Consider the following 10,931-nt stretch of genomic DNA (forward strand, 5'->3'; position numbering starts at 1 on the left):
CGGATCTAAGCAGCGAGGCTTACCGCTGTCGAACACACAGCATGAAAATTCGATTTTTATTCGTACGCTTCGCTTAGCCGCATTCAAAATCAAGAAAGCCGCCTGGGCGTCCAAGGCGGCTTTCCGTTCGGCGCACTCAACCGCGCCACAGCATACAAACACAAATCGTTGATATTAAAATGATTTTAAGAAAATTGAGCGCATCCCGCATAAATGCGGAAGATACGAGCAAAGTGCGCGATCCATATGATGAAATCGGGCTTGTCGCGCCAACTCATCGCCGGAACCTCCCGGCGGCAGGCCCCCCGGACGACTTCGATTAAGAATTTGTAATCAAATAAGGAATTATCCTACTGCCAATCAGTCAGGGGCGAGGATCCATTCGGCGCAGCTACTCGATCAGCCGCATATGCGCGCGCACCCAGTCGCGGTCCGCCGCCTCGAAATGCCACCACTCGGTGGCGATGCCGCGGAAGCCGGCGGCCTCCATGCAGCCGCGCAGCAGCCGGCGATTGGCCAGTTGCGCGTCGCTGAGCAGCCCCCTGGCCAGCATCTCCGCCTCCTGTTGCGGCTGCGCGCGCTCGGTGAAGTCGTCGAAGCCGGTGCCCATGTCGAGCGCCCGCCCCGTCTGATCCTCGGCGGTAATGTCCACCGCCATGCCGAAACTGTGGATGGAGCCGCGCGCCGGATCGGCCACGTAGATGCGCTGCGGCGTGTCCTTGACGATGTCCCACAGCACCCGCTGCACCCGGCCCGGCCGCAAGGCGTCGAAAACGCGCAGCCGATACCCGGCCCGGCGGCTGGCCAGTTCGCCCGCGGCGCGGGCCAGCCGTTCCGCGGCCGTGCTATGCAGCAACGCCCGCGCCGACGGGCCGTACAGATCCCGGCCGACGAAGTTGTCGGCGCTGGCGTAGCGCAGGTCCAGCCTGACGCCGGCCATGCCCTCGATGGACAAGTATTCGGGATGGCTTGCCAGCTCTTCCAGCCTGATGGTTGCGTCCATGGCTCCTCCCTCGCCGCTGACCTGCCGCAAATCCGGCAAGCCGGCGCTTGAGCGATACTGTGAAGACGATCCGACTCCGACCTTGGACCATGGTAGGCTCGGAACGAATAATACCCATACAGGAAACCGAGATGACCCTGCCCCGCCCTTCGTCCTTGCTCCCGCTCGCGGCCCTGCTGGCCGCGGCGCTGCCCGGCCCGGCCCTGGCCGCCAAACCGCTGGTGTTCTGCGCGGAAGCCTCGCCGGAAGGCTTCGATCCTGCGATGTGGGACAGCGCCACCACCTACAACATCGCCAAGCCGGTGTTCCAGGGCCTGGTCGAATTCAAGCGCGGCGGCGTGGCGCTGCGGCCCGGCCTCGCGGAAAGCTGGTCGGTATCGGATGACGGACTACTATATACGTTCAGACTGCGCCGCGGCGTCAAGTTCCATCAAACCGACTATTTCACGCCCAGCCGGGACTTCTCCGCCAACGACGCGGTCTTCACCATCAACCGCTGGATACGGCCGGACCTTCCCTTCAACCAGGCCTTCAAGACCCCGCTGACCGGACCGGACGGCTATGGCCTGTCCAAGCTGATCGAATCGGTGCGGAAAGTGGATGAGCACACCCTCCAGATCCGGCTGAAAGAGCGCAACGCCCCCTTCCTCACCTTCTTCGCGATGGGCTTCGCCGGCATGCAGTCGGCCGAATACGCCGACCAGTTGCTGAAGGCGGGCAAGCCGCAGCAGATCAACCTGCTGCCGGTGGGCACCGGCCCCTATCGCTTCAAGAGCTACGCCAAGGACGCCATCGTCCGCTACGAGGCCAACCCGCAGTACTGGGGCAAGCCGCAGAAAACCCGCAGCCTGGTGTTCGCCATCGTCGCCGACCCGCAGGTCCGCATCCAGAAACTGAAGGCCGGCGAATGCCAGGTGGCCGCGGCGGTGCGCGAGTCCGACCTCGACGCGCTCTCCGGCGACAAAAACATCAAGATCGCCGCCACCGGCGCCAGCAACATCTCCTACCTGGCCTATAACCTGAAGCGGCCGCAGTTCTCCAAGCGCGAGGTGCGGGTGGCGCTGGACATCGCGATCAACCGCGACGCGCTGTTCAAGGCATTGTTCCCCAAGGGCGGCGCCACCCAGGCGGTGAACCCCTTCCCGCCGTCCACCTGGAGCTGGAACCCCAAAACCCGCAACGAATACGATCCGGCCAAGGCCAAGGCCTTGCTGGCCCAGGCAGGCTACCCCAACGGCTTCACCGTCAACCTGTGGGCCTTGCCGGTGCAGCGCCCGACCAATCCCAACGGCAAGCTGATGGCGCAGATGATCCAGCAGGACTGGGCCCGCATCGGCGTCAAGGCCAACATCCAATCCTACGAGTGGGGCGAATATCTGAAACGCGCCGGCGCCGGCGAGCACGACGTCTACATGTCGGGCCTCACCAGCAACTCCGGCGACCCGGACGACTTCCTGTGGAACAGCCTGTCCTGCAGCGTCAGCAAGGGCGGCCAACGCTTCTGCAACGCCGAGTTCGAGCGACTGCTGCAGCTGGGCCGCCAGACCACCGGCCAGAAACAGCGGACGCCGTACTATCTGAAGGCGCAGGAAATCTTCAAGCGCGAGCGGCCATGGATCACCATCGCCCACTCCCGGATCTACATCCCGTTGCGCGCCAATGTGCAGGGCTTCATCATGAACCCCAACGGCTCTTTCGATTTCGAGGACGTATGGCTCAAGTGAACCCGGGCTGGCCGCAGGCCTTCGCCTGCCACCGCTACCAGGCGCTGCCGGACGGCCCCTCCCTGATCATCACCGGCGCGGTGCACGGCAACGAAGTGTGCGGCGCCATCGCCATCCGCCGCGCGATGGCGGAGCTGGAACGGGGGGCGCTGGCGCTGCGCGCCGGACAGCTGACCCTGGTGCCGGTGGCCAATCCGCTGGCCTACCGGCTGGGCCAGCGCGGCGGCGACCGCAACCTGAACCGCAATCTCGCGCCCTGCGATCATCCGCGGGACTACGAGGACCATGTCGCCAACTGGCTGTGCCCGTTGCTGGCCGAGCATCAGGTCCTGCTCGATCTGCATTCCTTCCAGTCGCCTGGGCAGCCGTTCGTATTCCTGGGCCCGGCCGACAACGACGGCGAGCTGGAGCCGTTCGTCCACGCGGCCCGCGAGGAAGCGCTGGCGCGGCGGCTGGGCGTCGCCGACGCGGTGGACGGCTGGCTGTCCACCTACGCGCTGGGCGTGGAGCGGCGGCGGCAGTCGCCGGCCGGCGACGCGGCGCTGGCCGAGCTCAACGCCGACCCGCGCTACGGCGTGGGCACCACCGAATACATGCGCAGCCAGGGCGGCTGGGCGCTGACCTTGGAATGCGGCCGCCACGACGATCCGGCCGCGCCGGAGATCGCCTACCGCGCGATCCTCAACACCCTGGCCCACCTCGGCATGGTGGACGCGCCCGATCCCGCCCCGCAGCCGATGGCCTTGCTCAGACTTTATGAAGTGGTGGACAAGCGCGACGACGCCGACAGTTTCGCCCGCGCCTGGAGCAGCTTCGACAGCGTCAGCCAGGGCGAGCTGATAGGCCGCCGCGCCGACGGCAGTCCGGTCACGGCGCCTGACGATGCCCGCATCGTGTTTCCCAATCCCCGGGCCCAGGCCGGCCAGGAATGGTTTTATCTGGCCAAACCGTCAGCCCGGCTGGAAAACGGCCAATCCTAGCGCCTCGGCGGCCCGGCATCGACGGGCTTGCCCATCGCCAGCGGATGCCGCACCGGGAATGGCGCCGATTCGAATTTTCAATAGCGGATTATTCGAATCAATAACAATCGCCTCCGCTTATCACCCGATAACCGCCAACCTCCAGAAAACTGGAGTTCCTCCTCGTAGGACAACAAGGCAAAATCCAGCGACAAAACCAAATATCCTGGCTCGCCAGCCCATCCAGCGCCGCGCGTGAAACAAGGGGAGTGGAAAATGAATAAACCTCTGACCGCCACTTACTCGCCGGACGACGACAGGCTGAGAATCTACGCGCGCGGCAAGCTGAGCGATCCGCTGCGCTCCATGCTGGAACATCAAGGTTTCCACCTGTTGCCCGAGGCCATGGTTTTCGTATCCGCGTCCGGCTGGTCGCTGCGCCAGGAAAACCTGCTGCTGCAGCTATGCGGCATGATAGAGGACGACGCCGTCTGGCATGGCGATCTCTATCTGCCCTATATCGAGCACATTCCCTACCGGGACCTGCCGCCCGGCACCGGTCCGTGGTACGACCCCCGTTACTGGCAGGTCCGCGCCGCCGCCCTGGCCGGCCGCCAGCATCCGGAAGAAAAAGTGCTGCTGGAGCTGCGGCTGGCCCGCATCGCCCCGCTGCGCAGCCAGATCGCCAGCCTGGAGTCCAGTCTGACGGACGAGGAGCTGCGCGCGCTGGGCCCGCCCCGCGGCTGGTCGAACGACTGTCTGACGCTGTGCCGGCTCAAATTGCAGTTGTCCTACTGCCTGCGCTTTCAGCAGGCAGCGCGCCTGGCGGCCTGAGCGCGAGCGCTCCCCAAGCCAGGCCTCGGCGCACGGTCCGCCCTTCCCGTTCCGCCGCCGCGCCTGCCAATCCGTTTGCGCAGCGCGCTCCTCCTTGCCGCGGCATGGCCGCTTGGACAGGCCCAGAATGCCGAGGCCGCTTGACCCATTAGAATGTCCAGCTTCCATCTGAACGGGCCCAGAGCGAGCCATTCCCGAGTGAAAAGGGCAATGCGGCGTCTGCTCCCCGATCCCGTCCGCCGCCTGAAAAGGAATATCGCCGATGACGTACGCCATGCTGGCCCCGGATCAATTCACCGACGAGCACAAAAGCTTCCTGGCCGGATTTCGCCAATCGATAGAAATGCTGTCCAAAAGCTCGGACATGATGCTGGGCGCCAAGGACATCCATTCCCGGCACCTGATCTCCACCGATGCCTACGCCAGGATCGTGGCGCTGAAACAGGGCGGCGACGTCTCCGGCCGGCTGGACTGCGAAATGCCGTGCGAAGGCACCGCCGAATTCGCCGACAGCTATGTGAGCGAGGATCTGTCGCTGATGCGCGGCGGCAAAATCGAGCGCAAGATCGCCACGCTGAACATCCACGAATACGCCGACGGCCTGAAGGCCCGCGTATTCAACAAGCACATGCTGGTCCACCACCCCAGCCAGTCGATCCTCGGCACCATCTACAGCGGCCAGGACGTCGAAATAGGCAATTTCCTCAACATCATCCCCAATTACGTGCTCGAGTTCGGCGCCGGCTGCAGCCTGGAGCAGGGCTCGCCCTACAGCAGTCTGGAAGGCGTGACGCTGACCGAATACGAACAGGAGGTCTGCTTCCTGCTGCTGCTGAACTGGGAGTTCAAGCAGATCGCCGCCTTCATGGACAAGTACCGGCCGCGCAACGCGCCGCGCACCACCGACTCGGTGATCAAGTGCAAGAACTACCTGTGCGAGAAGTTCGGCATCGAGCAGGCCCGGCTGCAGACGCTGAAGGCATTTCTGGTCCATCACGGCCTGCATCGCAAGATCCCGCGCTCGCTGTTCAACCGCCTGATCGGCTCCAAGCTGCTCTAGCCCCCGCCTCCGCCCAGCATCCAGGCGCAGGCATCCCGGCCTGCGCCATGCCGAGCCGGACACGCCGGCGCTTACAGCAGAAACAGCTTCAGACCCAGCGTGACGCCGCTGCGGTAGAAGCCCCCCAGCTCGCTGCCGGCGCCGCCCTCGCCCAGAATCAGCATCGCGAAGCCGGACAGGCGCGGCTGCAGCCGGCGCTCGCCGTACAGCGTCCAACCCTGGCTATGGTCGTCCCGGTTGCGCGTCCACTCCAGCCGCCAGTAGCGCTCCAACTCCTGCGGGTTGCTCTGCACGCTGGCCCACAGGTAATGGCGGCCGCGCAGCGCCGCGGGATCGGCCTGCGACGTGGCCGCGCCGTTGTCGCCATTGAACAGGTATTCGGCCGACCACACCCGGCCGGCGGCGCTGGTGTAGCTGACGCCGCCCAGCCAGCGCGCGGCCGTCGCCGCGCCGCGCCGCTGGGCGGACGCCTCGCCGTAAAGCAGCCAGGCGTCGTCGGGCGTGTACTGGGCGAAAGCGCCGAGAAAAGGCCCCTGGCGCTGGCTGCGCGCCTGGCTGAACACCAGGCTGGCCAGCGAATCGTCGCCCTGCCGGTCCAGCTTCAACAGCACGGTGTCCCGCTGCCTGGGCTGGGCCAGGGTCCGGGTATCGGACACGTAGGCCGAGGTCAGCCGCCAGCCGCCGCCGCTGTGGGTCCAGCGCGCCAGATCGATGCCGGGCGTGTCGGCCAGCGGATTGGTCCGGCCGCTGTCGAAGTAGAAAGGATTGCTGGGGGAACGGAAATTGGCCGGCCCCCAGCTGAATTTCTCGCGGCCGGCCGCCAGCTGCTCGCCGCCGCTGGCCAGGCTGAAATAACCCTGGTTGAGGCTGGCCTGCCCGTCGCTGCGGCAATCCGCGCCGCCGGGCGGGCAGGCGCGCAGCCAGCTCAGCCTGGGCGCCAGTTCCACGCGCAGCGCGTCGCGCCTGAGCGTCAGGTCCAGCCGCCCCTCGGCGTGGTATTGCCTCTGCGGCAGCGGCGCCGGGGAGGTCAGCCGGTAGGCGTCGCCGTATAGCCAGGTCTCCAGGCTGGCGTCTGTCCGCCACGCCTCGCCGCCGTCGCCTTCGGCGGCGTGGACGCCGGCGCACAGCAGCAGCGCGGCCAGACCGGCCGCGCCGCGCTCAGAGATTGTCCACCTGGAATTCGGCATCGGCGAAGGTCTTCACCCGCAGCTCGCCGTACTTCAGCGTGGTGCGGGCGTCGGTCAGCGCGTCGTTGATCTGCATGGCGCTGACGAAGGGAATGCTCTTGCCGCCCACCTTGACCGTGTTGTCGTACTGGAAGCTGGCCTGCTTGAGCAGCTTGCCGGACAGGCTGTAGAACTGCGCCTGCACGCCGACCATCCGCTTTTCCGACACCCAGTAGACGATGCGGTCGTAGGTGCTCTGCTTGTTGGCCGACTTCAAGTCCAGCACGTAGCAGGGCTCGCCGTTCAGCGTCTCCTCGCGCAGCAGCTTGGCCGCGTAGTCCTTGGCGTAATTGGTGGCGGCGATGTCGCCTATCGCCGCCTGGCCGGACAGCCGCAGCCGCGGCGAGATCGCCACCGGCTTCTTCAGCCCGGGCTTGCTCAGCCACATATTGCGGTCCACCTGCAGCATCTTGGAGCCCTTGTTGCTCAAGGGCTCCCTGACTTCGGCCAGGCTGGCGGTCTTGTTGGCCCGCACGTCCAGCCGCATCGGCTGCAAGTCTTCGCTGGCGCTGCCGCTGTTGGCCAGCCTCACCTCCCAGGCAAGCCCCGGCAGATCGCCGCCGCGCGCCTGATCGGACTGGCGCAGCAGCTCCTGCGCGTCCGGCGCCGCCATGGCCGCCGGCGCGGCGATCAGGCCGACCAGCAGCAGGCCGGCCGCCATCGTCATCGTTTTCATGCGCTCCCCTTTCTCAGCTGTGCGCCAGCGACAGCGTGATCTGCTGGCCCGACGCCTTGCGCGCCGGCAGCCAGGCGGCGACGATGCTCAGCGTGCCCAGCAGCAGCATCGCGAACACGGTCCGGGCCGGATCGAAATCGATGTACAGCGGCACGCTGACGCTGTTGCCCGGCGGCATGTACTGGATGTTGGCGCCGTTGACCGCGTGGCTGGCCAGCCAGAACAGCAGCAGCCCCAGCAGGCAGCCCAAGACCACTTGCAGGCAGGCCTCGGCGATGAACAGCCCCACCACGCGGACGCGGCGGTAGCCCATCGCCCTGAGCGTGCCGATCTCGCGCGTGCGCTCCAGCACGCTCATGCTCATCGCGTTGGCGATGCTCAGCACCACGATGGCGAGCACGATGCCCAACAGCAGCGTGAAGATCAGGTCATACATATTCTTCACCTGCTTGTAGTAGAGCGACATGTCCTGCCAGGTGCGCACTTCCAGGTCCAGGCCGGCGGCCTGGAAATCGGCCTGCAGCCGGTCGCGCAGCGCGATAGTGGTGGCCTCGTCCGGCGCCGGCGTGGTCAGCATCGCCAGCATGCCCTTGTCCAGCTGGCCGCCGGCCTTCGCCGGCGTGTTGATCAATACCGTCAGCCACTCGGCCTGCTCGCCGACGTCCTTCAGAGACCGCGTCAGCTGCAGCGGCACCAGCAGGAACTTGTCGTTGGTGGCGGTGTTGCCGGTATTGATCACGTCGTTGACTTCGACGTCGGCGGCGTTGGCCTGGCCATGGATGGTGCCGACCAGCAGCGAGGCCTCGCCGCCGCGCTTCAGCCCCAGCACCGCGGCCAGCGCCTCGCCGACCGACACGCCGTTGGGCTTGTCGGCGACGATGTTGCGGTGCACGCCGCTGAGCGGTCCCAGTATCAGCTGCAGCGCGGACGGGTCTATGCCCTCGGCGATGAAGATGGTGCTGTTGCGGCCGTTGGAAATCATGCCGTCCAGCCCCATCCGCGGCAGCACGTGGCCCTGCGGCAGGCGCTTGCGGACGATGGCGTCAACCTTGGCGATCTCGGCCGGCGTCAGCAGGTAGCGCGCCGGATGCAGCTTGCCCTCGGTGCGCCAGCCGCGCTTGTTGACCGACAGGTGGCCTATCATCTCGCCGTGGATGGAGAGATTGGCCAGGCCGGTGTAGATGGTCTGGGTATAGCCGGCGAACAGCGCCAGCGCGGCGATGCCGAAGGCGATGGACAACAGGGTGACCAGGCTGCGGCGGCGGTTGCGCAGCAGATTGCGCCACGCCATCACGATGGGGTTCATGTCAGGCTCTCCGCGTTGAGTTTCAGCATGCTCTCCTCGTAGGAGGCCTCGGCGATCTCGCCGTCGCGCAGCGCCAGATGGCGCGACACCCGCGCCAGCAGCCTGGGATCGTGGGTGGACAGCACGAAGGTGACGCCGGTCTTGTGGTTCAGCGCCTGCATCAGGTCTATCACCTCGCGGCTGGTGCGCGAGTCCAGGTTGGCGGTCGGCTCGTCGGCGATCACCAGCGAGGGCTCGGTCACCATCGCCCGCGCGATCGCCACCCGCTGCCGCTGGCCGCCGCTGAGCTTTTCCGGCGGATGATCGGCGAAAGCCTCCAATCCCACCTTCTGCAGCCACGTCCGGGCGCGCTCCCTGGCCTGGGCCTTGGCAATGCGCTGGCAGTAAAGCGGCAGCATCACGTTCTCCAGCGCCGACAGCACCGGGATCAGGTTGAAGTTCTGGAACACGAAGCCGATCTCGCGGCTGCGGTAGTCGGACAGGGCGTTGTCGTCCAGGCCGGCGACATCCTGGCCGCGGAACAGCATCCGGCCGTAGCTGGGGCTGTCGATCAGGCCCAGCAGGTTGAGCAGGGTGGACTTGCCGGAGCCGGACGGCCCCCAGATCGCCAGAAAGTCGCCGGGCTGGACCGCCAGCGACGCGTGGCGCAAGGCCTCGATCCGGGTTTCGCCCAGCAGGAAGGTGCGGCCCGCGTCCTGCAGCTCGACGATGGGTCCGCTTGCCGATGGTTTGACTGCTGTACTCATGAAGCGCTCGCTCGTTTTTCGAAAGGGAAAGTCGGCATAGCTGTTAATGAATATATCATTTAATAAATTCAACAACCATGACAAAGGATTCAACAGGATGGCTCGCCGGCCAGGTGGGCGATCAAGGCCGAGTAGTCGCGGCGCTTGGCCTCCTCGGTCAGCGGCCCCAGCAGCCGGCACAACGCCGGCGCCAGCCTGGGCTGCAGGCCGCTGGCCAGGGCATGCTCGCACTCCCAGCGCAGGTCCTTCTCCAGATTGGCCAGCGAGAAACGCGGCGCGTGGTCGCCGTCCAGATAGCGCTGCCCCAGCCGCCGGTACAAGGGCGAGGCCAGGCCGCTGCCGTCCAGCGCGTCGAGAAAGCTGTCCACCGCCAGGCCGTGCGCCCTGAGCAGCGCGATCGCCTCGCCCAGCCCGCCCGCCATCACGCCCACCAGCAGGTTCAAGGCCAGTTTGGCGGTATTGCCCGCGCCCAACCCGCCCAAGTGGTGAACGCCGCGCCCCAGCGCCCACAGCAGCGGGCTCGCCCACTCCACGTCCTCCTCCGCGCCGCCCACCAGAAAATGCAGGGTGCCGTGGCTGGCGTCGTGCACGCTGCCGGTCATCGGCGCCTCCACCAGCGGCCAGCCGGCCGCCGCGGATTCGGCGCCCAGCGCGGCCAATTGGGCGGGCTGATGGGTGCCCAGGTCCACCAGCCGGCGGCCGGCGGCCGGCACGCTGGCGATGCCCTGATCGCAGAACAGCAGCGCGCGCAGCGCGGCGCTGTCGATCAGCACCGTCGCCACCCAGTCGGCCCCGGCCACCGCTTCGGCCGGCGTCGCATGCGCGCTGGCGCCGGCGTCCCGCAACGGCGCCGTCCGCTCCGGGCTTCGGTTATAGACCCGTACCTCCCAGCTCAGGCCCAGCAGCCGCAGTCCCAGCGCCGTTCCCATCGCGCCGCAGCCGATCAAAGCCAGCCGCTTTCTCCCACTCCGCCTGTTCATGCCGCCTCCCCCGCCACCTCGACCAAAGCCTTGAAACGCTCGCGCCGGCACAGCGCGGCGAAGTAATCCGGCACCTCGTCCAGGCGCAATCTGTCGGAAAACATCAGCTCCAGCGCCGGCGCGCAGTCGGCCATCGCCGCCTCCACTTCGCCGCGCAGGCCGATCGGATCGCCGATCACGAACTGCAGCGAAATCTCTCGCTGCATCAGCGCGCCCCAGTCCAGTTCGAAACGGCCGGCCTGCGATCCCGCGCCGACCAGCCGGCCCCGCGGCCTCAGCGCGGCCAGCGCGGTCTTCAAGCCGCGCTCGCCGCCCACCGCGTCCACCGCGGCGTCGAAAACGCCGGCCAAGCCCGGCCCCACGTCCGACAGCGGCTGCCCGGCCGCGATCTCCGCCACCGCCAACCCACCGGACAGC

General features: G+C 66.9%; 11 protein-coding genes. 4 read left to right on the forward strand and 7 right to left on the reverse strand.

Annotated features, from left to right (window positions below; genetic code table 11):
• Positions 1-391 precede the first annotated feature (391 nt).
• Entirely contained in the window at positions 392-1,003 is a 612-nt protein-coding gene (locus tag VL52_RS21795) for a M15 family metallopeptidase (protein ID WP_046159010.1), read from the reverse strand.
• A 131-nt stretch (positions 1,004-1,134) separates the two neighbouring features.
• Here VL52_RS21795 and VL52_RS21800 point away from each other — a divergent pair, with 131 nt between their 5' ends.
• The 4 genes from VL52_RS21800 to VL52_RS21815 all read left to right on the forward strand — a co-directional run bounded on the left by VL52_RS21800 (position 1,135) and on the right by VL52_RS21815 (position 5,580).
• Entirely contained in the window at positions 1,135-2,727 is a 1,593-nt protein-coding gene (locus tag VL52_RS21800) for an ABC transporter substrate-binding protein (protein WP_046159011.1), read from the forward strand.
• Entirely contained in the window at positions 2,715-3,707 is a 993-nt protein-coding gene (locus VL52_RS21805; RefSeq protein WP_082106997.1) for a M14 family metallopeptidase, read from the forward strand. Before VL52_RS21800 ends, VL52_RS21805 begins: the two co-directional genes overlap by 13 nt.
• A 255-nt stretch (positions 3,708-3,962) precedes the next feature.
• On the forward strand, positions 3,963-4,520 hold the full coding sequence (locus VL52_RS23615) for a hypothetical protein (protein ID WP_052729465.1): 558 nt from the start codon (positions 3,963-3,965) through the stop codon (positions 4,518-4,520).
• Between the two features lie 262 nt (positions 4,521-4,782).
• The gene (locus VL52_RS21815; protein WP_046159012.1) at positions 4,783-5,580 is read left to right on the forward strand and encodes a hypothetical protein; all 798 of its coding nucleotides are present in this window, start codon (positions 4,783-4,785) and stop codon (positions 5,578-5,580) included.
• 71 nt (positions 5,581-5,651) lie between these two features.
• Here the strand turns inward: VL52_RS21815 and VL52_RS21820 are convergent, their stop codons facing one another.
• The 6 genes from VL52_RS21820 to VL52_RS25110 all read right to left on the reverse strand — a co-directional run.
• Positions 5,652-6,767, reverse strand: coding sequence for a hypothetical protein (locus tag VL52_RS21820; protein ID WP_046159013.1), 1,116 nt, complete (start codon positions 6,765-6,767; stop codon positions 5,652-5,654).
• Positions 6,739-7,482, reverse strand: coding sequence for an outer membrane lipoprotein-sorting protein (locus VL52_RS21825; protein ID WP_046159014.1), 744 nt, complete (start codon positions 7,480-7,482; stop codon positions 6,739-6,741). The genes VL52_RS21820 and VL52_RS21825 overlap by 29 nt, the downstream gene beginning before the upstream one ends.
• A 13-nt stretch (positions 7,483-7,495) precedes the next feature.
• Positions 7,496-8,788: an ABC transporter permease gene (locus VL52_RS21830; RefSeq protein ID WP_046159015.1), complete on the reverse strand. Its 1,293-nt coding sequence runs from the start codon at positions 8,786-8,788 to the stop codon at positions 7,496-7,498.
• Positions 8,785-9,534, reverse strand: a complete 750-nt coding sequence (locus tag VL52_RS21835; protein WP_046159016.1) for an ABC transporter ATP-binding protein — start codon at positions 9,532-9,534, stop codon at positions 8,785-8,787. Before VL52_RS21835 ends, VL52_RS21830 begins: the two co-directional genes overlap by 4 nt.
• 89 nt (positions 9,535-9,623) lie before the next feature.
• Entirely contained in the window at positions 9,624-10,514 is an 891-nt protein-coding gene (locus VL52_RS21840) for an NAD(P)-dependent oxidoreductase (protein WP_082113891.1), read from the reverse strand.
• Positions 10,511-10,931, reverse strand: a 421-nt coding sequence (locus VL52_RS25110; protein ID WP_200896081.1) for an MDR/zinc-dependent alcohol dehydrogenase-like family protein, incomplete at its 5' end; no start/stop codon positions are given. The genes VL52_RS21840 and VL52_RS25110, both read right to left, overlap by 4 nt.

The sequence above is a fragment of the Chromobacterium vaccinii genome (genome assembly GCF_000971335.1).
GTDB lineage: Bacteria > Pseudomonadota > Gammaproteobacteria > Burkholderiales > Chromobacteriaceae > Chromobacterium > Chromobacterium vaccinii.